Source organism: Enterobacter sp. SM3 (assembly GCF_009811935.2).
In the GTDB taxonomy this organism is placed as follows: domain Bacteria; phylum Pseudomonadota; class Gammaproteobacteria; order Enterobacterales; family Enterobacteriaceae; genus Enterobacter; species Enterobacter asburiae_D.
Genome location: NZ_CP099971.1, coordinates 2,921,859 through 2,944,912 on the forward strand (window position 1 = coordinate 2,921,859; position 23,054 = coordinate 2,944,912).

Below are 23,054 nucleotides of genomic sequence, written 5' to 3' on the forward strand. Positions count from 1 at the left end.
CTCACAATGCAGCGCGCAGCGCTTCACGAATCAGGGTTTCACTGCTGGCGTCCGGTTTGGCAATTTTGCTCACCATACGGCTGGCCTCCTGAGGTTTATAGCCCAGCGCCACCAGCGCGGCAACCGCTTCCTGCTCGGCGTCATCATCCGTGGCAGGGCCGCCAGGAGAGGTCAGTACCAAATCGGCAGCCGGCGTGAACAGATCGCCATGCAGACCTTTAAAGCGGTCTTTCATTTCGACAATCAGACGCTCGGCGGTTTTCTTGCCGATGCCCGGAAGCTTAATCAGCGCCGCAGGATCTTCGCGCTCAACGGCATTCACGAACTGTGGTGCAGACATGCCGGATAAAATCGCCAGCGCCAGCTTCGGGCCAACGCCGTTGGTTTTAATCAGCTCGCGGAACAGGGTTCGTTCCTGCTTGTTATTGAAGCCGTAAAGCAGCTGGGCATCTTCACGCACCACAAACTGAGTAAAGACAATCGCCTCTTTGCCCGCGTCCGGCAGCTCGTAGAAGCAGGTCATCGGCATATGGACTTCATAGCCCACGCCACCCACTTCCAGCAGCACTAACGGGGGTTGTTTTTCAATGATGATGCCTCTGAGTCTGCCTATCACGTGACGCTCCTGCGTTCTGGGAGAAATTAACTGCCGACATAATAAAAAAAGGCTGGATGTTTATCCAGCCTGATTTCTCATTATCGTAACCTGCCTCGCGCCAGATTGAGCCGCGACTCGCTCATTTGCATCGCGTTCTGGCTGACGTGACAGTGGGTAATCGCAATCGCCAGCGCATCGGCGGCGTCGGCCTGCGGGTTCGCGGGAAGCTTCAACAGGGTACGCACCATATGCTGCACCTGGCTTTTCTCCGCGCTACCAATGCCCACCACCGTCTGCTTGACCTGACGCGCCGCGTATTCGAATACCGGCAAATCCTGGTTCACGGCAGCGACGATGGCAACGCCGCGCGCCTGACCGAGCTTTAGCGCCGAATCGGCGTTTTTCGCCATAAAGACCTGCTCAATGGCGAAATAGTCCGGCTGAAACTGGGTGATGATTTCCGACACGCCCGCATAAATGAGCTTCAGGCGCGACGGCAGATCGTCAACTTTGGTACGAATACAGCCGCTGCCCAGGTAGGTTAGCTGGCGTCCCACCTGACGGATAACGCCATAACCGGTGACGCGTGAGCCTGGGTCAATCCCGAGAATAATCGACATCACGCGTCTCCCGTAACGGATTTATACGCTCTCATTAGAGAGTCGCTGCAACCTCATCAGAGATTTCACCGTTGTGATACACTTCCTGCACGTCGTCGCAGTCTTCGAGCATGTCGATCAGACGCAGCAGTTTTGGTGCCGTTTCCGCATCCATGTCCGCTTTGGTAGACGGGATCATGGAGACTTCAGCGTTGTCCGCTTTCAGGCCAGCCGCTTCCAGCGCGTCGCGCACGGCACCCATCTCTTCCCACGCGGTGTAAACGTCGATAGCACCGTCATCGAAGGTCACAACGTCTTCCGCACCGGCTTCCAGCGCCGCTTCCATGATCGCATCTTCATCGCCTTTCTCGAAGGAGATGACGCCTTTTTTGCTGAACAGGTAAGCCACGGAACCGTCAGTGCCCAGGTTGCCGCCGGTTTTGGTGAACGCGTGACGCACTTCCGCAACGGTACGGTTACGGTTGTCAGACAGACACTCAACCATTACCGCTGTACCGCCAGGACCGTAACCTTCATAAATGATGGTTTCCATGTTCGCGTCTTCATCACCGCCCACGCCACGTGCGATTGCACGGTTCAGGGTGTCACGCGTCATGTTGTTAGACAGCGCTTTATCTACCGCCGCGCGCAGACGCGGGTTAGAAGCCGGGTCGCCGCCGCCCAGACGCGCTGCTGTCACCAGCTCGCGAATGATTTTGGTAAAGATCTTACCGCGCTTGGCATCCTGTGCCGCTTTGCGGTGTTTGGTGTTGGCCCACTTACTATGACCTGCCATAAAAATATCCTCAAAGAGCGCGCCTTTTCAGGCAGCGTTAATTACAAATTCTTCAATCGCCTGCCGGTTGCTCCACGACTTGGTCAGTGCGGCGGCGTCCGCCGCATTCACCCAGCGGTAGGTCAGGTGTTCGGTAAACACGATCTCCCGTTCATGGGGGAGCGCGAGACAGAACCACGACTCCGTATTGCGCTCGGTACCCGGCGCGTAGCGATGACGTAAATGGCTAAAAATTTCAAACTCCACCGTGCGCTGACAGTCCTTCAGGGTCAGTTGCTCGCGGGCAACGTCAATGGTGACCTCTTCCTTTACTTCACGCGCGGCGGCCTGCGACGCGGTTTCCCCCTCTTCCAGACTGCCGGTTACCGACTGCCAGAAATCAGGGTCATCGCGCCGCTGCAACATCAGCACCCGCTTCGTGTCTTCTGCATAAATGACCACCAGGACCGAAACGGGAAGCTTATATGCCATATCAGTTTTTCTCTTCCTTCTTCACCACTTCAATGCCCAGCTCGGCCAGAGAGGCCGGGTTGGCAAAGCTTGGCGCTTCGGTCATCAGACACGCTGCGGCAGTGGTTTTCGGGAAGGCAATAACATCACGAATGTTATCGGTGCCGGTCAGCAGCATGGTCAGGCGGTCAAGACCGAAGGCCAGACCCGCGTGCGGAGGCGTGCCGTATTTCAGGGCGTCCAGCAGGAAGCCGAACTTCTCGCGCTGCTCCTGCTCGTTGATGCCCAGGATGCCGAACACGGTCTGCTGCATTTCGCCGCTGTGAATACGCACGGAACCGCCGCCCACTTCGTAGCCGTTGATAACCATGTCATAAGCGTTCGCGACCGCATCTTCCGGTGCCGCTTTCAGCTCTGCTGCCGTCATGTCTTTCGGCGAGGTGAACGGGTGGTGCATTGCGGTCAGGCCGCCTTCACCATCGTCTTCAAACATTGGGAAGTCGATAACCCACAGCGGCGCCCATTTATTTTCGTCGGTCAGGCTCAGGTCTTTGCCGAGCTTCAGACGCAGCGCGCCCATCGCATCCGCCACGACTTTCTTGTTGTCTGCGCCGAAGAAGATCATGTCGCCGTCCTGCGCGCCGGTGCGCTCAAGGATCGCTTCCACGATGTCTGCGTTCAGGAACTTCGCTACCGGGCTGGTGATACCTTCCAGGCCTTTCGCACGCTCGGTCACTTTAATATAGGCCAGACCTTTCGCGCCGTAGATCTTGATGAAGTTGCCGTAGTCGTCGATCTGCTTGCGGCTCAGTGCTGCACCACCCGGTACACGCAGGGCCGCCACGCGGCCTTTAGGATCGTTAGCCGGGCCAGAGAATACGGCAAACTCAACGCCTTTCACCAGGTCTGCAACGTCCACCAGCTCCATCGGGTTACGCAGGTCAGGTTTGTCGGAGCCGTAGCGACGCTCGGCTTCAGCGAAGGTCATGATAGGGAAATCGCCCAGCTCAACGCCTTTCACGTCGTTCCACAGGCTACGCACCAGAGCTTCCATCACTTCACGCACCTGCTCGGCTGTCATGAAGGAGGTTTCCACATCGATCTGGGTAAATTCAGGCTGGCGGTCAGCGCGCAGGTCTTCGTCGCGGAAGCATTTAACGATCTGATAGTAGCGATCGAAGCCGGACATCATCAGCAGCTGTTTGAAGAGCTGTGGAGACTGCGGCAGCGCGTAGAATTTACCTTTATGAACGCGGGATGGGACCAGGTAATCGCGCGCGCCTTCCGGCGTGGCTTTGGTCAGCATCGGGGTTTCGATGTCGAGGAAACCGTGGTCATCCATAAAGCGACGCACCAGGCTGGTGATTTTCGCACGGGTTTTCAGGCGCTGAGCCATTTCCGGGCGACGCAGATCCAGGTAACGGTATTTCAGACGCGCTTCTTCAGTGTTGACGTGGTTGGAGTCCAGCGGCAGCGCTTCTGCACGGTTGATAATCACCAGATCGGACGCCAGCACTTCGATGGCGCCCGTCGCCATGTCGGCGTTAACGTTTTTCTCGTCACGCGCACGCACGGTGCCGGTAACCTGAATGCAGAACTCATTACGCAGCTCAGAGGCCAGCTTCAACGCATCTGCGCGATCCGGGTCGAAGAACACCTGAACGATACCTTCGCGGTCGCGCATATCGATGAAGATAAGGCTACCAAGATCACGACGACGATTGACCCAACCACACAGGGTGACCTGCTGCCCGACGTGGGACTGACGCAGCTGCCCGCAATATTCTGTACGCATGAGATATCCCTTAATTAGCCGCAGGCTAAATGTCGCCTGGTATGCAGGCTACTATGTCGCAGCTTTCTGTATGTCACAACTGGATGAAAAAAGGCGGCTATTATACTGGAAATTCCGCCGGACGATAAGAGCGAACCACGGCCAGGCGGTCGTTTGCTGCACTCTTATTGCGCATTCTCACAAAAATTAACAAAATTATCCGACCAATAACAGGCCATCACGTCGTATGGTGTCTGGAAGTGACTAATTTAACGGGAGTAACGATGTTAACACTTGATGCCAGTAAAACCGCACTTGTCGTGATTGATTTACAGGAAGGCATTCTGCCCTTCGCCGGTGGCCCGCATACCGCGGATGACGTGGTCAGCCGCGCCGCTCGCCTGGCGGAAACATGTCGTGCCAGCGGCGCGCCTGTTATCATGGTGCGCGTCGGCTGGTCTGCGGATTACGCCGAAGCGTTAAAACAGCCCGTTGATGCCCAGGCTCCAGCACGCGCCCTGCCGGAAAACTGGTGGACGTACCCGGTCTCACTCGGCAAACGCGACGGCGATATTGAAGTGACCAAGCGCCAGTGGGGCGCATTCTACGGTACCGATCTCGAGCTGCAGCTCCGCCGTCGAGGCATCGACACGATCATCCTGTGCGGCATTTCCACCAATATCGGCGTGGAGTCTACCGCCCGCAACGCGTGGGAGCTGGGCTTTAACCTGGTGATCGCCGAAGATGCCTGCTGCGCGGCCTCCGCGGAACAGCATCAGGGCAGCATGACCCATATTTTCCCGCGCATTGGCCGCGTGCGCAGCACGGATGAGATTGTCAGCGCGCTATGATGTACGTGGGCCTGCCCCAGTGGTCGCACCCGAAATGGGTGCGCCTTGGCATCACCAGCCTTGAGGAGTATGCCCGACACTTCAACTGTGTCGAGGGCAACACCACCCTGTACGCGCTCCCCAAAGCCGAGATTGTTGCGCGCTGGCGGGAACAAACGACCGACGACTTCCGCTTCTGCTTTAAGTTTCCAGCCACCATTTCCCACAACGCCGCGCTGCGTAACTGCGGCGATTTGACCGAAGAATTTTTCGCGCGCATGTCGCCGCTGGCGAACCGCATCGGTCAGTACTGGATCCAGCTACCCGCCACGTTTGGCCCGCGCGATATGCCTGCGCTGTGGCAGTTCCTCGATGCCCTGCCCCGCGAATTCACCTACGGCGTTGAAGTCAGGCATCCTGAATTTTTTGCGAAGGGCGAAGCAGAAAAAGCGCTCAATCGCGGCCTGCTTGAGCGTTCCGTAAACCGTGTCATCCTCGACAGCCGCCCGGTGCACAGCGCTGTACCCCATAGCGAAGCCATCGTTGAAGCGCAGCGTAAAAAACCGAAAGTGCCGGTCCACGCCATTGTCACCGCACATAACCCAATGGTCAGATTTATCGGCAGCGATAACATGCAGCAAAATCAGGCGATGTTCGCCGTCTGGCTGCAAACGTTAGCGAAATGGGAACACACCACCACGCCGTATCTCTTTTTGCACACGCCGGATATCGCCCAGGCGCCCGAACTGGTCGATGCTCTGTGGCAGGCCTTGCAGGCTGCGGTGCCGTCCGTGGGCAGCGCCCCTGGCATCCCACAACAATCTTCTCTTTTCTGATATCAGCCCCTATCATAGTGAAGTGCCATCTGCCAAAAACAGGGAGTTTGTATGGTCAGCGCGCTGTATGCGGTGTTAGGTGCATTACTGCTGATTAAGTTTTCATTTGATGTTGTGCGCCTCAGAACGCTGTACCGAGTCTCCTACGGTGACGGCGGGTTTTCAGAGCTACAAAGCGCTATCCGCATTCATGGCAACGCGGTCGAATACATCCCCGCAGCCTTAATCCTGCTGCTGTTTATGGAGATGAATGGCGCAGAAACCTGGATGGTGCACATCTGTGGCCTGCTTCTTATTGCTGGCCGCCTGATGCACTATTACGGTTTTCACCATCGCTTAATCCGCTGGCGTCGTTCCGGCATGAGTGCGACCTGGTGTTCGCTTTTGCTGATGGTGCTGGCTAACCTGTGGTATATGCCGTGGGAGTTGGTTTTCTCCCTCCATTAGCGCACAATACGCCACTTTATTTTTCCCGGATTTTTACGTTATGTCAGATCGCGACACGCTTTTTTCCGCGCCTATCGCCAGCCTGGGCGACTGGACCTTCGATGAACGGGTAGCCGAAGTCTTCCCGGATATGATCCAGCGCTCTGTTCCCGGTTATTCCAATATTATCTCTATGATCGGCATGCTGGCTGAGCGCTTCGTTCAACCCGGCACGCAGGTCTATGACCTGGGGTGCTCGCTCGGCGCGGCAACGCTGTCGGTTCGTCGTAATATTCACCAGGAAGGCTGCCGAATCATTGCCGTCGATAACTCACCGGCCATGGTTGAGCGCTGCCGTCGCCATATTGACGCGTACAAAGCCCCTGTCCCGGTGGAGGTGGTGGAAGGTGATATCCGCGAGATTGAGATCAATAACGCCTCGATGGTGGTGCTGAATTTCACCCTTCAGTTCCTGGTTCCTGAAGACCGCCAGCTGCTGCTGGATAAAATTTATCAGGGGCTGAATCCCGGCGGCGCGCTGGTGCTCTCGGAGAAATTCAGCTTCGAAGATGCCGAGGTTGGCGAACTGCTGTTCAATATGCACCACGATTTCAAACGGGCGAACGGCTACAGCGAGCTGGAGATCAGCCAGAAGCGCAGCATGCTCGAAAACGTGATGCTGACGGATTCCGTAGAAACCCACAAAGCGCGTCTGAGCAAAGCCGGGTTTGAGCACAGCGAACTGTGGTTCCAGTGCTTTAACTTTGGCTCTCTGGTGGCGCTGAAAGCGGGAGAATCCGCATGATCGAATTCAGTAACTTCTATCAGCTTATTGCCAAAAACCAGCTCTCCCACTGGCTGGAAACCTTGCCCGCGCAGATTGCCGCCTGGCAGCGCGATCAGCAGCACGGCCTGTTAAAGCAGTGGTCAAACGCGGTGGAGTTTCTGCCCGAACTGACCCCGCATCGTCTGGATCTTCTGCACAGCGTAACCGCCGAGAGCGAAGAGCCGCTTCCGGCCGGGCAGATCAACCGCATCGAAACGCTGATGCGTAACCTGATGCCGTGGCGCAAAGGGCCGTTTTCACTTTACGGCGTGAACATCAATACCGAATGGCGCTCTGACTGGAAATGGGATCGCGTTCTGCCCCACCTTTCCGACCTGACCGGACGTACCATTCTGGACGTGGGCTGCGGCAGCGGTTACCACATGTGGCGCATGATTGGCGCGGGCGCGCATCTGGCGGTGGGTATTGACCCGATGCAGCTGTTCCTGTGCCAGTTTGAAGCGGTGCGCAAGCTGCTGGGTAACGACCAGCGCGCGCACCTGCTGCCGCTGGGCATCGAACAACTCCCTGCCCTGAAAGCGTTTGATACCGTCTTCTCCATGGGCGTGCTGTATCACCGTCGTTCTCCGCTTGAACACCTGTGGCAACTGAAAGATCAGCTGGTCAGCGGCGGCGAACTGGTGCTGGAAACGCTGGTGATTGAAGGCGATGAGCATGCCGTTCTGGTGCCGGGCGATCGCTACGCGCAGATGCGCAACGTTTACTTCATCCCTTCCGCGCTGGCGCTGAAAAACTGGCTGGAGAAGTGCGGGTTTGTGGATGTGCGCATTGCCGACGTCAGCGTGACCTCTATCGAAGAGCAGCGCCGCACCGACTGGATGATCACCGAATCGCTGGAGCAGTTCCTCGACCCGGCCGACCACAGCAAAACCATCGAAGGCTATCCGGCCCCGATGCGTGCGGTGTTGATTGCGACCAAGCCGTAGCCCTTTAGCCGGGTGGCGGCTACGCCTTACCCGGCCTACTCCCGATGCTGTAGGCCCGGTAAGCGAAGCGCCACCGGGCGCAGGAGAAAAAAAGGCCCCTGTTGAAATTGCAGGGGCCTGGTACAAGCAAGCATCATATTGGGCGACATGATGCGCGGTAAAAATCGGTACGTTGCTACACGTGATGGCGCTCAATCAGCGACTTCATTTCCGCAACCGACTCTCCCTCTACGCCATAGCGTGAATACTCATCCGCTTCAGCGTCCGTCGACATTGACAATCCTGTGTTGCGATAACGCATGGGTGAAGGTATCCATTTACCCGCGGAGCTGTGCAGCTCTTCTACCCCGGCGTTTAAAAACCGTTCCAGATTGCTGGCGCGGACTCCCGCACCCGCCATTATTATTGGAACACCGGAATGTGCTTTTAGTTCCGTAATTAATTGCAGTCCTTTTTCAGCTGACGCCTGCTGGCCCGATGTCAGAATGCGCGCTACGCCAAGTTCTCCAAGCGTTTCAAAGGCCTGAAGCGGATCCTTACACATATCAAATGCGCGATGAAATGTGACGGCCAGCCCCTGCGCGGCGCTCATAATCTGACGCATGCGCGGTAGATCGATATTGCCGTCTTCATCCAGCAGGCCGGTCACCAGCCCCGGAAACCCCAGGTCCCGAACGAGCGCGATATCATCAAGCATGGCACTGAACTCGCCCGCCGTGTAACAAAAATCACCGCCGCGCGGACGAATAATCGGGTGAACGGGAATGGTGACGGCCTGACGGGCAGACTTCAACACCCCGAAGGACGGCGTGAGGCCGCCCTCTTTGGGTGCCGCGCACAGTTCAATGCGGTCAGCCCCGTGCTTTTGCGCGGTCACGGCACACTCCACGCTGTAACAACAAATCTCCAGCAGCGCCATTTAATCCTCCTGAAATTCCACTAAACGAAACATCATGGCACGCCGTCCGTTTTCTGTCCCGGCGTGAACTCACATCTCTTACGCTTCGCTGGCAACGATCTGCTCAATGGTCCACGGATGAAACTTCACCGTAACCTGTCCGTCAGTGACGGCCAGCGTCGGGTTAGGCAACCGCTCGCGCTCGCCTTTGGGTGAACTCGTCTTCACAAAAATTCCCGGCTTGCTTAAGCCCTCGTCAGAAAGCAGGGCCAGCGCGCGCGCGTTTAACGTCTCCGGCTCTCCCGGCAGAACAATTTCGATATGTTCCCAGCCTTCGTGTGGATAGCGTTTCTCACCCGGCCACGGCAGTTCAACCACGGTGAATTGCCAGTGCGCCACGTTCACCGGTTCATGGAGTTTAAACAGGCAAATGGGGCGACCGTTGATGATGTTCTCGGACAGTAACTCACCGCACTGCTCAAACCCACGACGCCAGCGCTCGGCGGTGGCATTCTGATGACAGCGCAAAGAGATGTGATCGGCCTCAAGCGGTGCGATATCCAGACCCAGACGGGTGGCAAGTTCTGTGAACGCCTGGGTGAAGCGCGGTAAATCTGCGGAAATATCATGCAGTTCGTCAATGGATTGCCAGTTCGCCATAATTCACTCTCTTTTCGTGTCGCAAAGCCGCTAATTTACTCTGTTGACCTGTTTTGACCAACCGCAGAATCCGGCTTTTTGCGGCTGCATGATTATGCACTCCTTCACTGCCTGGATTCTGAACAATCTTCGGGCCCCGCGATGCTGACGCCAGAAGGCATTTGCAGTATACTCCCGCCCTAAATTCTTTAACTGGCGCGGGCGGTTGTAAGCCCGCATCAAAAACGTAAGGTATCCAGGTGAATATTCAGGCTCTTCTCTCCGAAAAAGTCAGTCAGGCACTGATTGCCGCAGGCGCGCCTGCGGATTGCGAACCGCAGGTTCGTCAGTCAGCAAAAGTACAGTTTGGCGACTATCAGGCTAATGGCGTGATGGCAGTGGCTAAAAAACTGGGCATGCCGCCGCGACAGCTCGCTGAGCAGGTACTGACGCATCTGGATCTTTCCGGCATTGCCAGCAAAACCGAAATCGCCGGTCCGGGCTTTATCAATATCTTCCTTGAGCCTGCGTTCCTGGCACGCCACGTTGACGCGGCGCTGAAATCTGACCGTCTGGGTGTTTCCCAGCCGGAGGCGCAGACCGTCGTGATCGACTACTCTGCCCCGAACGTGGCGAAAGAGATGCACGTTGGCCACCTGCGCTCCACCATCATCGGTGATGCCGCAGTGCGCACGCTCGAGTTCCTCGGTCACAAGGTGATCCGCGCGAACCACGTGGGCGACTGGGGTACCCAGTTCGGCATGCTGATTGCTTACCTGGAAAAACAGCAGCAGGAAAACGCGGGTGAAATGGCGCTGGCGGACCTGGAAGGGTTCTACCGCGAAGCCAAAAAACACTACGACGAAGACGAAGCCTTTGCCGAGCGCGCACGCAGCTACGTGGTAAAACTGCAGGGCGGCGATCAATATTTCCTCGAGATGTGGCGCAAGCTGGTCGACATCACCATGTCTCAGAACCAGCTGACCTATAACCGCCTGAACGTCACTCTGACCCGTGACGACGTGATGGGTGAAAGCCTGTACAACCCAATGCTGCCGGGCATTGTGGCCGACCTGAAAGCCAAAAACCTGGCGGTAGAGAGCGAAGGCGCAACGGTGGTGTTCCTTGATGAGTACAAAAACAAGGAAGGTGAACCGATGGGCGTAATCATCCAGAAAAAGGATGGCGGCTACCTCTACACCACCACAGATATCGCCTGCGCGAAATACCGTTACGAAACGCTGCATGCCGACCGCGTGCTGTACTACATCGACTCCCGTCAGCACCAGCACCTGATGCAGGCGTGGACCATCGTGCGCAAAGCCGGTTACGTGCCGGATTGCGTTCCGCTGGAACACCACATGTTCGGCATGATGCTGGGTAAAGACGGCAAGCCGTTCAAAACCCGTGCTGGCGGTACCGTGAAGCTGTCCGACCTGCTGGACGAAGCGCTGGAACGCGCCCGCCGTCTGGTGGCCGAGAAGAACCCGGACATGCCTGCCGATGAGCTGGAAAAACTGGCCAACGCCGTGGGTATCGGTGCGGTGAAATACGCGGATCTCTCCAAGAACCGCACCACCGACTATATCTTCGACTGGGATAACATGCTGGCGTTTGAAGGCAACACGGCGCCTTACATGCAGTATGCCTACACCCGCGTGCTCTCCGTATTCCGTAAGGCAAACATCGATGAAAGCGTACTGGCGAATGCAGCCGTGACCATCACCGAAGATCGTGAAGCGCAGCTGGCGGCGCGTCTGCTGCAGTTCGAAGAGACGCTGACGGTTGTCGCGCGTGACGGAACGCCGCACGTGATGTGTGCTTACCTGTACGATCTGGCGGGTCTGTTCTCCGGCTTCTACGAGCACTGCCCTATTCTGTCTGCGGAAAACGAATCGGTCCGCAACAGCCGCCTGAAGCTGGCGCAGCTCACGGCGAAGACCCTGAAGCTGGGTCTGGATACCCTGGGTATCGAAACCGTAGAACGCATGTAATACAAAAAACCCGGCGCAAGCCGGGTTTTGTTTTGTAGCCCCGGTAAGCGCAGCGCCACCGGGGATCTCCACAGGTTCAGAAGTATTTCCGCAAATACTCCGTCAGACACAGTATCGCCATCGCCTGCCCATACGGCATCGAGGTCAGCGGGATCTGGCGATAAAACTCCAGATCGCTCCCCATCCCCGTACCGAACGAGGTTTGCAGCAGCTCGCCTTCCGGCGAAATATTTTTGACGATACCGCCAATCGCTTTTTCTGCCACTTCGGCATACTCCGCGCCAACGTAGCGCTTGCGCACGGCTTTCAGAATGCCGTAGGCAAACCCTGCCGTGGCGGACGCCTCAAGATACGAATGCGGATCGTCGAGCAGCGTATGCCATAGCCCGCTGTCGTCCTGACACTTCGCCAGCGCGGCAATCTGCGCATTCAATACCTGCACCAGGTAGCGACGCACGGCGTTGTTTTCCGGCAAATCCACAAGCTCGAGGAAGTCCGGGATGACGATGGTGAGCCAGCTGTTGCCGCGCGCCCAGCGGGCATTGGCGAAGTTGTGATTACCGTCGTAGCTCCAGCCGTGGAACCACAGCCCGGTCTCCCGGTCCATCAGGTTCTGCACGTGCAGCAGGAACTGATACACCGCCTCTTCAACGTACTCCGGTTTGTTGAGCAGCTTGCCGATTTTCGCCAGCGGCAATACCGTCATCATCAGCGTATCGTCCCACATCTGCTGATGGTTCTCTTCCGCCAGGGTGATGTGCTGCATGCCGCCGTGTTCGGTGCGCGGCATCTCGGCCATCGCCCATTCCGCCCAGCTTTCCAGCCACGGCAGCCAGGCCTGATTTTTGCTCTCTTCGTAGCGATAGGCCAGCGTCAGGAACGGCGACATGGTATTCACGTTTTTGGTGGTCGCGCCTTCCGCAAAGCGGTCGGCAAACCAGCTGTCGATGATGTCTCGCATACCTTCGTCACCGGTTTGGCAGTAATACTGCCAGATACCGTACAGGCCGACGCCGTGCGTCCACTCCCATCCGGCCCAGCCTTTGGTGTCGATCACGCGTCCGTCGTCCAGCCGCAGCAAAAATTCACCCGTTTCGTCGTGGATATTGACCAGGCTATGCGTCACCTTTTGAATCAGCGATTTCAGCTCGTCCCGGGCGATAAAGCGCTCTGGCTGACGTAATAACGGGCTATGTTTGACAGGCCAAACTTTCATCATCTTAACCTCTGTTGTATGTCGAATTCAGTACCGCGCGATCCTTCAGCGAAGGTGCCGCTGGCTTATTGCGATTCAGATAGCCGATGTTGTTATTGCCCCACAGTGACTCATAAGGCATACCGGCCAGCATCTCGACGGTGGCGCGGGCGTGTGGCGTCGCTGACTCAGGCATCGCATGACCACACTCACGCATTTTCGCGGTCTCCTCGCGCAGGGTGCTGTGGGTCTGCAAATTGAGCTTGAAGCGCAGGGAAACGAGGAAGCCGCAGAACAGCACCAGGATGGTGCCCACGCTCAGGATCATCAAAATGGTGTGGCTCACTTCCGCAGGCTGCACTTTCTGACCGCTGACAAAGCCGGACATCTGCATCACAATGCCCACCAGCATCACCGCACCGGCCTGTGACGCCTTACGGGTCAGGGTCATGATGCCCGCGAAGATCCCTTCGCGGCGCTGGCCGGTGATCACTTCATCCACGTCAGCAATGTAGGTGTAGGTATTCCATGGCACATAGTTGATTCCGCCGCGACCAAGGCCCGCCACCGCAGAGATCAGCAACAGCAGAGCGTAAACGTCGCTCAGGCCCGCGTAATAGAGCACGGCGTAGGAAATTGATGCCAGACCAAACAGCACCACCACCATGCGGTAGGACGGCGCAGGCCCGAAGCGGATACACAGCGGGATCATGGCGATAACCGCAAGGAACTGGAAGATGGCCATCGTGCCCAGCAGATTGGACGCCATTGACGCTTCCTGCATCAGCACGAACACCACGTAGTAGGTGAATACCGCATTAAACACGTCCTGCGCGATATAGCCGCCGAGGTACATGCCCAGATGCTGACGGAAAATCTTAATGCGCAGCGTGGAGCTTAGCTCAACGATCAGGCGGTTGAGGCTCTGACCCAGCGTCAGCTTCTTCTTCTCTTCTTCAGCACGCAGCGCCGCTTCAGACCACTCTTCGCGCGGGCGTTCCCAGGTGAAGAACCAGACGAAGGTCAGCATCAGCGCGCAGAGCACGGAGAAGACCAGGCTTGCGTAGAAGAAGGAAACCGCGTTGTCTTTGCCGAAGTGGGTCAACAGGATCCCCGGCAGGAAGGAGGCCAGAATGGCGGACATCTGCGCCATCGAGATACGCGCCCCGGAGAACTTGGTTTTCTGCTTAAAGTCGTCGGTCATTTCCGGCACCAGCGTTTCGTACGGCACCAGAATCATGGTGTAGACAATATCAAACAGCAGATAGGTCAGCAGGTAGTACCAGAAGCTCATGTCCCCAACCCACATCAGCGAGTAGCTGAACACGCACGGAATTCCCAGCAGGATAAAGAACTTACGACGGCCGAAGCGCTTACCGAGCCAGGTCGTACCAAAGTTATCGGTTAAAAAGCCCATTAACGGGCTAACAACGGCATCCAGCACTCTCGCCGCGGCAAAGATGAACGTTGCTTCGATCGGTGAGAGCCCGCAGAAGGTGGTATAAAAATATAAAAGCCAGGCCGCCGTCAGGGCGGTGGTACCCGCCCCGAGGAAATCGCCTGACCCGTAAGCAAGATAATTTGCGAGTCCAATTTTACGTGTTTTCATTGCCGTCAACCCTAATCAGTTTTGGGAGACTCCCTGCAAGCAAGCTTCATCCGGGAGCTTTTATACGGCTACAGTAAATGCATCGGCCTGTTGATACCTTTCTGTTTCTGCCATCACCAGGCGGGTGAATGGCAAAAATGCAAAGAGTATCGTCACGCGCGTCACTGATTTATAAAACAGCGTTTCTATTTATTCAAAAGGCGAGGGCAATTTTGAGAGCCAGCCATCAGAATTGCCTGATGGCTGGTGAAAAGAGAGGGGGTTAGCGGTAGTTCACGATGACAGAGTTACTCTGCACCTTCAGCGCCGGGATTAAGCGTCCACCGCCCGGTACTTCCCAGATGAAACGCAAAGGCTCAATAGCCGGTACGCCGTTGAACGCCTGTGTCGTGCCGTTTTCGCCGTCGATTTCCGTGCAGCGTGTCTGAGAGCAGAGGCGCACCCGCAGGCCCGCTGGCGTAGGGCCAATCAGCCGGTAGTTCCAGACCACAAGGCCCATCTGACCGGACACCCCTTCGGAAGGCGACAGCGGGTTAGAGGACATGGCGACGCCCCGGTTGCTGAGGGTTACGCCCATGCTGCTCGCCTGCCAGGTCCCCTCCCCGCCAGCCTGTGCCGCCAGCGGGAAGAGCAAAATCCAAAGCCATTTACGCATTATTTTCCTCCAATCGTCGCGGTCATGCGGATATGACGGTTATCCGACAGCTCCAGATTCGACAGCACGACCAGCTGATTCAGGCTACGACGCAGGAAGCGCGACAGCAGCGGACGCAGCGCATGGTTCACCAGCAGCACCGGCGGCGCGCCCAGCATCTCCTGACGCGCCAGCGCCTCCTGCGTTTGCGCCAGCAGACGGTCCGCCAGCCCCGGCTCCAGGCCGCCCCCGCCCTGCAGAGCCTGCAGCAGCAGACGTTCAAGCGGCGTATCGAGGCCAATAACCTGCACTTCTCCGGTTCCCGGGAACCACTGCTGGGTGATCGCGCGGCCAAGCGCCACGCGCACCACCGCCGTCAGCTCGTGCGGATCGCTCTGGATTGGCGCATGCTCTGCCAGCGTTTCCAGAATGGTGCGCATATCGCGGATCGGCACCTTTTCTTCGAGCAGGTTTTGCAGCACCTTGTGCAGCGTCGTCAGCGTCACCACGCCCGGGACCAGATCTTCCGTCAGCTTCGGCATCTCCTGCGTGACGCGGTCCAGCAGCTGCTGCGCTTCCTGACGGCCAAACAGCTCCGCCGAGAATTGCCCAATCAGGTGATTAAGATGGGTCGCCACCACGGTACTTGCCTCAACAACCGTATACCCCTGGATCTGCGCCTGCTCTTTCAGGGCACTTTCAATCCAGATAGCGGCCAGGCCAAAGGCAGGATCGATGGTTTGCTCGCCCGGCAATGTGCCTGCGGCGGTGCCGGGGTTAATCGCCAGCCAGCGGCCCGGATAGGCATCACCGCTGCCAATTTCAACACCTTTCATCAGAATACGGTAGCGCGCGGGCGGCAGGTCCATATTGTCGCGGATGTGAACAACCGGCGGCAGGAAGCCCATATCCTGCGCGAATTTTTTACGGATGCTGCGGATACGGCCAAGCAGCTCGCCATCCTGCTGGAAATCGACCATCGGAATCAGGCGATAGCCCACTTCCATGCCCAGGGAGTCTTCCAGTTGAACGTCGTTCCAGGTCGCTTCGACGGCCTGGGTATTCTCCGGCATTTTTACCGGAACAGGCTCCGCCGCCGGTTTGATTTCACGACCGCGCATCCACCAGGCTAGCCCCAGCAGGCCCGCCGTAAACAGCAGGAACACCAGGTTTGGCATACCCGGCACCAGGCCAAGCAAACCCAGAACGGCAGCGGCCAGCAGCATCACGCGCGGGTTACTGAAGAGCTGGCCCACCATCTGCTCGCCAACGTCCTGATCGGTACTCACGCGGGTCACAATCACACCCGCCGCCGTGGAGATAACCAGCGCCGGGATCTGCGCAACCAGACCGTCACCAATGGTCAGCAGCGTATAGCTCTCCGCCGCGTGGCCCATGTCCATCCCGTGCTGCAATACCCCCACCAGCAGGCCGCCGACCACGTTAATCACCATGATCAGAATGCCCGCGATGGCGTCACCGCGCACAAACTTACTCGCACCGTCCATGGAGCCGTAGAAGTCCGCTTCCTGCGTCACTTCCGAACGGCGTTTTTTGGCTTCATCTTCAGCGATAAGACCGGCGTTCAGGTCGGCGTCGATCGCCATCTGCTTGCCCGGCATCCCGTCCAGCACAAAACGCGCGCCCACTTCCGCGATACGCCCTGCACCTTTGGTGATAACCATAAAGTTGATGATAACGAGGATAACGAACACCACGATACCGATAGCGAAATTGCCGCCCACCAGGAAGTGGCCGAACGCTTCCACCACTTTACCTGCCGCTGCCGCACCGGTGTGACCTTCCATCAGGATGATACGCGTGGACGCGACGTTCAGCGCCAGGCGTAGCAAGGTGGTAAACAGCAGAATGGTCGGGAACGCGGCGAACTCCAGGGTACGCTGGGTGAACATCGCCACCAGCAGCACCATTATGGACAGCGCAATATTGAAAGTGAAAAGCAGATCGAGGATGAACGCCGGGAGCGGCAGTACCATCATCGACAGAATTAGCAGGATCAGAATCGGCCCGGCAAGGATCTGCCATTGGGTCGATTTCAGGTTGCCGGGCAGGCGCAACATTGCCACCAGATTAGCCATCAGTGTCCTTCTCGTTCATAAAATCCAGCGCGGCAGGCACCGGAAGGTTCTCAGGTTTCACAGGCCGTTGACCGCCGGCCAGACGCCAGCGCTTCAACTGCCATACCCAGGCCAGCACTTCCGCCACGGCGGCGTAGAGTTGTCCCGGGATCTGTTGTCCAATATCCGCATGGCGGTACAGGGCACGCGCCAGCGGAGGGGCTTCGAGGATCGGCACGCGGTGTTCTGTGCCAATTTCCCGGATGCGCAGTGCGATCAGTCCAGCCCCTTTCGCGACGACTTTCGGCGCGCTCATTTTGTTTTCGTCATAGCGCAGCGCAACGGAATAGTGCGTCGGGTTGGTAACAATGACGTCGGCCTTCGGCACATCTTCCATCATGCGGCGTCGGGCGGCGGCACGCTGCATCTGGCGGATGCGCCCTTTTACGTGCGGGTCACCTTCCATCTGCTTATATTCGTCACGAATATCCTGCCGTGACATGCGCAGTTTTTTGAAGTGGGTATAAAGCTGGAAGATCACGTCAAAACCCACCATCGGGATAATGCTGAGCACCACCAGCAGCGCGCAGAGCCCGACCAGATTCAGCGCATTGCTCATTGCGGTGAGCGGCGATTCGCTGATAAGACGCATCATTTCCGGCCAGTGGTACCAGAGGTAAAACCCCGCGGAACTGCCCATCAGCACCGATTTGAGAACGGCTTTGAGCAGCTCAGCCCCGGTCTGCGCAGAGAACATTTTCGCAATGCCCGGCAGCGGGTTCAGTTTGGAAAATTTCGGTTGCAGCGATTTGGCACTAAAAACCAGACCGCCGAGCATCACCGGAGAGACCAGCGCGACCAGCACAACACCGGTAATCAGGGGCAACAGCGCGACCATGGCCCCTTTAATAAGCTGAATAATCTGGCTGAGGATCAGATTCGGATCGTTGACCATGCTGTGGTCAAAGCGTAACCCGGTGGACAACATTCCCGCCAGCTTGCGGGCGAGCGACTCCCCGCCCCACCAGATAATGCACACCCCTACGATAAGGATCAGCAGGGAGGTCAATTCTCGGGATCGGGGGATCTGCCCTTCCTCACGCGCCTTTTCTAGTCGGTGGGGTGTGGGGGCTTCCGTTTTGTCGTCGTTCTCTTCTGCCACAGTGCATGCTCAGCCCATTACGTCACGGGTATCATGCCAGCGCAGCGGAAATCCAATGGCGGGAAAAGCCCGTTTATTCGGGCTCTTTTCGGTGATTTTGTCACAAACCGCCTCAGGTGGCGTAAACCTCCTGAGGCGGAATTGGCAATCAGAAGCCGAGGCTGTCCAGCAGGTCGTCGACCTGATCCTGGCTTGCCACAACGCCCGCCTTGCTGGCGTCGAGCTGAGGACCATTGAGCAAGCTTTCGTTCTCGCGTTTTGGACGGGCTGCCGGTTCCGGAATGTTCTCCAGCAGAACCATCAGCAGCTGACGCTCAATCTCCTGGATAACATCCATCATGCGCTTGATCACCTGACCGGTCAGGTCCTGGAAATCCTGCGCCATCATGATGTCCAGCAGTTGGGCGTTGGTGAAGCTGGTGTGGCCCGGCACATCACCCAGGTACTGACGGGTATCCGTCACCAGCTCGCGGGCATCCGCCAGCTCGATAGGGTTCTCAAACCACTCGTCCCAGCGTTTGCTCAGCGCTTTCGCCCCCTTTTCCATCGCATCCTGGTGCGGCTGTGACGCTTCAACGCTGTTCAGCGCACGCTCAGCAGCCTGAGCAGTCATCTGCACAACGTAGTCCAGACGATCGCGGGCATCAGGAATGGCTTCCGCCGCTTCGGCAATCGCCTGATCCAGACCCAGCTCGCGCAGGCTGTCACGCAGCATGCGCGTCAGGCTGCCGATGCGGACGATGATATCGCTCGGCGAGTGTTCTTCAACGGGTTTCATAGCAGGTTGCAACATTTCCATCACCTCACATGCCGAGTTTCTCGAAGATCTTACCGAGCTTCTCTTCCAGGGTTGCCGCGGTGAATGGCTTCACCACATAGCCGCTTGCGCCCGCCTGTGCAGCGGCAATGATGTTCTCTTTTTTCGCTTCTGCTGTGACCATCAGAACCGGCATAGACGCCATTCCCGCATCGGCGCGAATGGTTTTCAGCAGTTCCAGACCGTCCATGTTAGGCATGTTCCAGTCGGAGATAACAAAACCAAACCCGCCAGCCTGCAGTTTGTTCAGCGCATCAACGCCGTCTTCTGCTTCTTCAACGTTGTTGAAGCCCAGCTCTTTCAGCAGGTTGCGCACGATGCGACGCATGGTGGAAAAGTCATCCACAACCAAAAACTTAAGCTCTTTATCCGCCATAAAATAATACTCCTGAGTCAAATACGTATTGCCTGTCCGGCACTGATTTTCGCCAGCATCTGCTGGCTTACCTGGCTAAGATCGACCACTTCGCTCACGCCACCCATATTGATGGCCTCGCGCGGCATGCCGAACACCACACAACTTGCTTCATTCTGCGCAATCGTCCAGGCGCCAGCCTGGTGCATTGCAAGCATTCCGGCGGCACCGTCGTTGCCCATCCCCGTCAGGATCACCCCAACGGCGTTGCGCCCCGCATGTTTCGCCACCGAATGAAACAGCACATCCACCGACGGACGGTGCCGGTTGACCGGCGGCCCGTCATGAATTTTGATTTGATAGTTAGCGCCGCTGCGCGACAGCTCCATATGCTTGTCCCCTGGGGCGATATAGGCATGTCCCGGGAGCACGCGCTCGCCGTCTTCCGCCTCTTTCACGCTGATCTGGCACAGCTTGTTCAGGCGTTCGGCGAACGAACGGGTAAAGCCTGGCGGCATATGCTGAGTGATCAGAATACCCGGACTTGAAAGCGGCAATGGCTGGAGTACATGACGAATTGCCTCTGTTCCTCCGGTTGACGCCCCAATCACCAGCAGTTTTTCCGAGCTGAGTAAGGGACCGGCCTTCAGGGTCGCAGGCGCGGCCAATGGCGTATGCGCAGCAAGCTTCGCACGCGACGCGGTGCGGATCTTCTCCGCGATCATTTCGCTGTAGGCCAGCATCCCTTCGCGAATGCCGAGCTGCGGTTTGGTGACAAAATCCACCGCCCCCAGCTCCAGCGCGCGCAGGGTGATTTCCGATCCTTTTCCGGTCAGGGAGGAGACCATTACCACCGGCATGGGCCGAAGCCGCATTAATTTTTCGAGGAAATCGATGCCATCCATGCGCGGCATCTCGACATCCAGCGTTAGCACGTCGGGGTTATATTTTTTAATTAAATCCCGCGCTACCAGAGGATCGGGCGCAGTGGCCACCATCTCCATGTCGCTGTGGCTATTGATAATTTCAGTCATGATCTGACGCATCAGCGCTGAATCATCGACAGACAACACCCTGATTTTACTCATGCTTTTTCCTTACTCAGCGCATATACCGTTTGCCCACGCAGGCTAAACTCACGCGCGAGGTTGCTGAAGTTTTCCGAGTGCCCGGCAAACAGTAAACCGTCAGGCTTGAGCAACGGAACAAACCGACGCAGAATGTCCTGTTGCGTCGTTTTATCAAAATAGATCATGACGTTACGGCAAAAAATGGCGTCGAACGGCCCCGGCATGTTGTACTGCTTATCCAGCAGGTTTACCGGCGCGAATTCGACGCAGTTCGCCAGCTCCTGGCGTACGCGTACCAGGCCTTCATGCGGGCCCGTGCCGCGCATGAAATAACGCTGCAGCTGCTGCGGCGACAGCGTTTTCAGTTCATCCTGGCGATACACGCCGTTACGCGCCTTCTCCAGCACTTCGGTATCGATATCGCTGGCGTAGACTTTCCATCGTCCGGGCGTCATCCCCAGGGTGTCAGCCAGGGTGATCGCCAGCGAGTACGGCTCTTCCCCCGTCGAGGCGGCGGCACTCCAGACGCGATACTCCCCGGTGCGACGGCGGGCGTGCTCGGCCAGGACCGGGAAGTGGTGAGCTTCACGGAAAAACGCCGTCAGGTTGGTGGTTAACGAGTTAATAAAAGCCTGCCACTCTGCGCTGTTCTGGTTCGCCTCAAGCATGCTCAGATAGCGGCCAAAATCGTCCAGCCCCAGCGTGCGCAAGCGCCGCACCAGACGGTTGTAGACCATGTCCCGCTTATGATCCGCAAGCACGATCCCCGCACGCTGGTAGATTAACTGACATATCCGACGAAAATGCGCGTCGGACAGCGCGAGGCGCTGTGTCATCTGCAACAGTAATGACGTTTGCCCAGGGGGCATTGGTGATGTCATAGCGCCTTCTTAATTACATTCAGGATACAACTGGCACGGCCTGCGACCGCCCGGCTTCTGTTACTGCTTCAACGTGCTCTTTCACATTAAATACCGCGACCAGTCCGGTCAGACGGTCGGCCTGGCTGGCCAGCTGATCGGTTGCCGCTGCCGCTTCCTCAACTAACGAGGCGTTCTGTTGCGTCACCTGATCCATCTGGCTGACGGCCTGGGCAACCTGCTCAATGCCGCGACGCTGTTCGTCCGACGCCGAGGCAATCTCGCCCATGATGTCGTTCACCCGCGTGACGGAGGTGACGATCTCGTGCATGGTTTTCGCTGCCGTATCCACCAGCGTTGAGCCCTGCTGAACGCGCGACACCGACTCTTCGATCAGCACCTTAATCTCTTTTGCCGCGTTGGCGCTGCGGCTCGCCAGGTTACGCACTTCCCCCGCCACCACCGCAAATCCGCGCCCTTGCTCACCGGCACGCGCCGCTTCAACGGCGGCATTCAGCGCCAGAATGTTGGTCTGGAACGCGATACCGTCAATCACGCTGATGATGTCACCAATTTTCTGCGAGCTGGTGGCAATCTCCTGCATGGTGCTGGCGACATGGGAGGCCTGGTCGCCGCCTTTCTTCGCCGTCATCGCCGCCTGTTTTGACAGGTCAGACGCCTGGCGCGCGTTATCGGCGTTCTGGCCTACCGTCGCGGTCAACTGCTCCATGCTGGCCGCCGTCTGCGCCAGCGAGGCCGCCTGCTGCTCGGTGCGGGACGAGAGATCGTTGTTGCCCGCCGCAATCTCGGAGATCCCGGTGTGCATGGCATAGCTGCCCTGCCGCACGTCGCTCACCGTTTCCCGCAGCGATCCCTGCATCGCCTTCAGGCTGGCAAAGATCGCCGAAATTTCGTTTTTGCCGAACACCGCGACCGGACGCGCCAGGTCCCCTTTCGCAATGCTGTCGAAGTGGCTGCTGATAATCGCCAGCGGCTGCACAATCATTCTGCGCGACCAGAGCAGTGCCCCGCCGGTCAGCAGCCCTGCCAGGAACACCACCACGGCAAAGATGACGCCCGACATGTGATAGCTTTGACGGCTCTGGTCACCGGCACGCTGAACAGACTGGTTAATATCCTGCTGCCACGCGTTAAAGCTGCCGTCAAACGCCGCCTGAGACGCCTGAACCGGTGCGGTCATAAAGTCCGAAAGCTGGTTGTTCTCAAGCCACGTCGCCTGGTGGTCCAGATCGCTGTACCACTGTTCAAAGTTCGTCTTCATGGCGGCCTTCAGCGCTTTCTCTTTCTCGCTGTCGGCGGCCTGTGCCGTAAAGGCTTTAAACTGTGCGTCAGCCTGCTTCAGGCTGTCGCGCGCGGTCGCCATCAGCGCTTTAATGTCATCCGGCGGATAACTCAGCGCGGTTAAGGTTCCCGCCTTGTTCAGCGCAGTGCTTGCCTGCAACAGCACGGCACGCGTTTGTGCCAGTGCGGAGCGCTGCTGATTACTCGCCTCAACTTCCTGCAAATTCTGATAGCCATCGCGAAACGCCCAAAAAGACAACCCGTTACTGCCAACCTGCAACACACCGCAAAGGATCAAAATCAAAAACAGTGTGGTCGAGATACGAATACGATTTAACATCCACGCTCCCATCAAGCGG

General features: G+C 57.5%; 23 protein-coding genes. 6 read left to right on the top strand and 17 right to left on the bottom strand.

Annotated features, from left to right (window positions below; all coding sequences use genetic code 11):
* Position 1 precedes the first annotated feature (1 nt).
* The 5 genes from ruvA to aspS all read right to left on the bottom strand — a co-directional run bounded on the left by ruvA (position 2) and on the right by aspS (position 4,238).
* Positions 2-616: a Holliday junction branch migration protein RuvA gene (gene ruvA, locus GVO84_RS13745; RefSeq protein ID WP_023312236.1), complete on the bottom strand. Its 615-nt coding sequence runs from the start codon at positions 614-616 to the stop codon at positions 2-4.
* Positions 617-696: 80 nt separating this feature from the next.
* A complete protein-coding gene (ruvC, locus tag GVO84_RS13750) occupies positions 697-1,218 on the bottom strand; it encodes a crossover junction endodeoxyribonuclease RuvC (RefSeq protein WP_003859749.1) in 522 nt (173 codons plus the stop codon).
* A gap of 34 nt (positions 1,219-1,252) precedes the next feature.
* Positions 1,253-1,993: a YebC/PmpR family DNA-binding transcriptional regulator gene (locus GVO84_RS13755; RefSeq protein WP_008500447.1), complete on the bottom strand. Its 741-nt coding sequence runs from the start codon at positions 1,991-1,993 to the stop codon at positions 1,253-1,255.
* Positions 1,994-2,020: 27 nt separating this feature from the next.
* A complete protein-coding gene (gene nudB / locus GVO84_RS13760) occupies positions 2,021-2,464 on the bottom strand; it encodes a dihydroneopterin triphosphate diphosphatase (protein ID WP_033145850.1) in 444 nt (147 codons plus the stop codon).
* A 1-nt stretch (position 2,465) separates the two neighbouring features.
* Positions 2,466-4,238, bottom strand: a complete 1,773-nt coding sequence (gene aspS / locus GVO84_RS13765) for an aspartate--tRNA ligase (RefSeq protein WP_069303005.1) — start codon at positions 4,236-4,238, stop codon at positions 2,466-2,468.
* 263 nt (positions 4,239-4,501) lie between these two features.
* Here aspS and GVO84_RS13770 point away from each other — a divergent pair, with 263 nt between their 5' ends.
* From GVO84_RS13770 to cmoB, 5 genes are read left to right on the top strand one after another with little or no spacing between them, the layout of a single operon-like run.
* Entirely contained in the window at positions 4,502-5,068 is a 567-nt protein-coding gene (locus GVO84_RS13770; protein WP_159514434.1) for a hydrolase, read from the top strand.
* Positions 5,065-5,883: a DUF72 domain-containing protein gene (locus GVO84_RS13775; protein ID WP_159514435.1), complete on the top strand. Its 819-nt coding sequence runs from the start codon at positions 5,065-5,067 to the stop codon at positions 5,881-5,883. The genes GVO84_RS13770 and GVO84_RS13775 overlap by 4 nt, the downstream gene beginning before the upstream one ends.
* Before the next feature lie 51 nt (positions 5,884-5,934).
* Positions 5,935-6,330, top strand: a complete 396-nt coding sequence (locus GVO84_RS13780; RefSeq protein WP_021240443.1) for an MAPEG family protein — start codon at positions 5,935-5,937, stop codon at positions 6,328-6,330.
* Between the two features lie 40 nt (positions 6,331-6,370).
* Positions 6,371-7,114: a carboxy-S-adenosyl-L-methionine synthase CmoA gene (gene cmoA / locus GVO84_RS13785; RefSeq protein ID WP_121424202.1), complete on the top strand. Its 744-nt coding sequence runs from the start codon at positions 6,371-6,373 to the stop codon at positions 7,112-7,114.
* Entirely contained in the window at positions 7,111-8,082 is a 972-nt protein-coding gene (gene cmoB / locus GVO84_RS13790; RefSeq protein ID WP_121424203.1) for a tRNA 5-methoxyuridine(34)/uridine 5-oxyacetic acid(34) synthase CmoB, read from the top strand. The genes cmoA and cmoB overlap by 4 nt, the downstream gene beginning before the upstream one ends.
* A gap of 175 nt (positions 8,083-8,257) precedes the next feature.
* Here the strand turns inward: cmoB and cutC are convergent, their stop codons facing one another.
* On the bottom strand, positions 8,258-9,001 hold the full coding sequence (cutC, locus tag GVO84_RS13795; protein ID WP_159514436.1) for a copper homeostasis protein CutC: 744 nt from the start codon (positions 8,999-9,001) through the stop codon (positions 8,258-8,260).
* A gap of 78 nt (positions 9,002-9,079) precedes the next feature.
* Positions 9,080-9,640, bottom strand: a complete 561-nt coding sequence (locus GVO84_RS13800) for a VOC family protein (protein ID WP_063143698.1) — start codon at positions 9,638-9,640, stop codon at positions 9,080-9,082.
* 239 nt (positions 9,641-9,879) lie between these two features.
* Between GVO84_RS13800 and argS the strand changes: the two genes are divergently transcribed.
* Positions 9,880-11,613 carry an arginine--tRNA ligase gene (gene argS / locus GVO84_RS13805; RefSeq protein WP_024909682.1) on the top strand — a complete coding sequence of 578 codons (1,734 nt, stop codon included), beginning with the start codon at positions 9,880-9,882 and terminating at the stop codon, positions 11,611-11,613.
* A gap of 76 nt (positions 11,614-11,689) precedes the next feature.
* On the opposite strand, the gene GVO84_RS13810 is transcribed toward argS, so the two are convergent.
* From GVO84_RS13810 to tap, 10 genes are all read right to left on the bottom strand, one after another.
* A complete protein-coding gene (locus GVO84_RS13810; RefSeq protein ID WP_159515650.1) occupies positions 11,690-12,829 on the bottom strand; it encodes a glycoside hydrolase family 88/105 protein in 1,140 nt (379 codons plus the stop codon).
* 4 nt (positions 12,830-12,833) lie between these two features.
* A complete protein-coding gene (locus tag GVO84_RS13815) occupies positions 12,834-14,417 on the bottom strand; it encodes an MFS transporter (RefSeq protein ID WP_159514437.1) in 1,584 nt (527 codons plus the stop codon).
* A 262-nt stretch (positions 14,418-14,679) separates the two neighbouring features.
* Positions 14,680-15,072, bottom strand: a complete 393-nt coding sequence (flhE, locus tag GVO84_RS13820; protein WP_121424215.1) for a flagellar protein FlhE — start codon at positions 15,070-15,072, stop codon at positions 14,680-14,682.
* The gene (flhA, locus tag GVO84_RS13825) at positions 15,072-17,150 is read right to left on the bottom strand and encodes a flagellar biosynthesis protein FlhA (protein WP_063143694.1); all 2,079 of its coding nucleotides are present in this window, start codon (positions 17,148-17,150) and stop codon (positions 15,072-15,074) included. The genes flhE and flhA overlap by 1 nt, the downstream gene beginning before the upstream one ends.
* The gene (gene flhB, locus GVO84_RS13830; protein WP_024909679.1) at positions 17,143-18,291 is read right to left on the bottom strand and encodes a flagellar biosynthesis protein FlhB; all 1,149 of its coding nucleotides are present in this window, start codon (positions 18,289-18,291) and stop codon (positions 17,143-17,145) included. Before flhB ends, flhA begins: the two co-directional genes overlap by 8 nt.
* 148 nt (positions 18,292-18,439) lie before the next feature.
* On the bottom strand, positions 18,440-19,084 hold the full coding sequence (cheZ, locus tag GVO84_RS13835; protein WP_023312251.1) for a protein phosphatase CheZ: 645 nt from the start codon (positions 19,082-19,084) through the stop codon (positions 18,440-18,442).
* 10 nt (positions 19,085-19,094) lie between these two features.
* Positions 19,095-19,484, bottom strand: a complete 390-nt coding sequence (gene cheY, locus GVO84_RS13840) for a chemotaxis response regulator CheY (RefSeq protein ID WP_008500431.1) — start codon at positions 19,482-19,484, stop codon at positions 19,095-19,097.
* 17 nt (positions 19,485-19,501) lie between these two features.
* The gene (locus tag GVO84_RS13845; protein ID WP_029741783.1) at positions 19,502-20,551 is read right to left on the bottom strand and encodes a protein-glutamate methylesterase/protein-glutamine glutaminase; all 1,050 of its coding nucleotides are present in this window, start codon (positions 20,549-20,551) and stop codon (positions 19,502-19,504) included.
* Positions 20,548-21,414: a protein-glutamate O-methyltransferase CheR gene (gene cheR / locus GVO84_RS13850; protein WP_159514438.1), complete on the bottom strand. Its 867-nt coding sequence runs from the start codon at positions 21,412-21,414 to the stop codon at positions 20,548-20,550. Before cheR ends, GVO84_RS13845 begins: the two co-directional genes overlap by 4 nt.
* 19 nt (positions 21,415-21,433) lie before the next feature.
* Positions 21,434-23,035: a methyl-accepting chemotaxis protein IV gene (gene tap, locus GVO84_RS13855; protein ID WP_159514439.1), complete on the bottom strand. Its 1,602-nt coding sequence runs from the start codon at positions 23,033-23,035 to the stop codon at positions 21,434-21,436.
* Between the last annotated feature and the right edge of the window lie 19 nt (positions 23,036-23,054).

What these genes read in the sequence shown, in the direction of transcription:
- ruvC (WP_003859749.1), bottom strand. Translation starts at nt 1,218, where the DNA reads ATGTCGATTATTCTCGGGATTGACCCAGGCTCACGCGTCACCGGTTAT.
- GVO84_RS13755 (WP_008500447.1), bottom strand. Translation starts at nt 1,993, where the DNA reads ATGGCAGGTCATAGTAAGTGGGCCAACACCAAACACCGCAAAGCGGCA.
- nudB (WP_033145850.1), bottom strand. Translation starts at nt 2,464, where the DNA reads ATGGCATATAAGCTTCCCGTTTCGGTCCTGGTGGTCATTTATGCAGAA.
- aspS (WP_069303005.1), bottom strand. Translation starts at nt 4,238, where the DNA reads ATGCGTACAGAATATTGCGGGCAGCTGCGTCAGTCCCACGTCGGGCAG.
- GVO84_RS13770 (WP_159514434.1), top strand. Translation starts at nt 4,502, where the DNA reads ATGTTAACACTTGATGCCAGTAAAACCGCACTTGTCGTGATTGATTTA.
- GVO84_RS13775 (WP_159514435.1), top strand. Translation starts at nt 5,065, where the DNA reads ATGATGTACGTGGGCCTGCCCCAGTGGTCGCACCCGAAATGGGTGCGC.
- GVO84_RS13780 (WP_021240443.1), top strand. Translation starts at nt 5,935, where the DNA reads ATGGTCAGCGCGCTGTATGCGGTGTTAGGTGCATTACTGCTGATTAAG.
- cmoA (WP_121424202.1), top strand. Translation starts at nt 6,371, where the DNA reads ATGTCAGATCGCGACACGCTTTTTTCCGCGCCTATCGCCAGCCTGGGC.
- cmoB (WP_121424203.1), top strand. Translation starts at nt 7,111, where the DNA reads ATGATCGAATTCAGTAACTTCTATCAGCTTATTGCCAAAAACCAGCTC.
- cutC (WP_159514436.1), bottom strand. Translation starts at nt 9,001, where the DNA reads ATGGCGCTGCTGGAGATTTGTTGTTACAGCGTGGAGTGTGCCGTGACC.
- GVO84_RS13800 (WP_063143698.1), bottom strand. Translation starts at nt 9,640, where the DNA reads ATGGCGAACTGGCAATCCATTGACGAACTGCATGATATTTCCGCAGAT.
- GVO84_RS13810 (WP_159515650.1), bottom strand. Translation starts at nt 12,829, where the DNA reads ATGAAAGTTTGGCCTGTCAAACATAGCCCGTTATTACGTCAGCCAGAG.
- GVO84_RS13815 (WP_159514437.1), bottom strand. Translation starts at nt 14,417, where the DNA reads ATGAAAACACGTAAAATTGGACTCGCAAATTATCTTGCTTACGGGTCA.
- flhE (WP_121424215.1), bottom strand. Translation starts at nt 15,072, where the DNA reads ATGCGTAAATGGCTTTGGATTTTGCTCTTCCCGCTGGCGGCACAGGCT.
- flhA (WP_063143694.1), bottom strand. Translation starts at nt 17,150, where the DNA reads ATGGCTAATCTGGTGGCAATGTTGCGCCTGCCCGGCAACCTGAAATCG.
- cheZ (WP_023312251.1), bottom strand. Translation starts at nt 19,084, where the DNA reads ATGTTGCAACCTGCTATGAAACCCGTTGAAGAACACTCGCCGAGCGAT.
- cheY (WP_008500431.1), bottom strand. Translation starts at nt 19,484, where the DNA reads ATGGCGGATAAAGAGCTTAAGTTTTTGGTTGTGGATGACTTTTCCACC.
- GVO84_RS13845 (WP_029741783.1), bottom strand. Translation starts at nt 20,551, where the DNA reads ATGAGTAAAATCAGGGTGTTGTCTGTCGATGATTCAGCGCTGATGCGT.
- cheR (WP_159514438.1), bottom strand. Translation starts at nt 21,414, where the DNA reads ATGACATCACCAATGCCCCCTGGGCAAACGTCATTACTGTTGCAGATG.
- tap (WP_159514439.1), bottom strand. Translation starts at nt 23,035, where the DNA reads ATGTTAAATCGTATTCGTATCTCGACCACACTGTTTTTGATTTTGATC.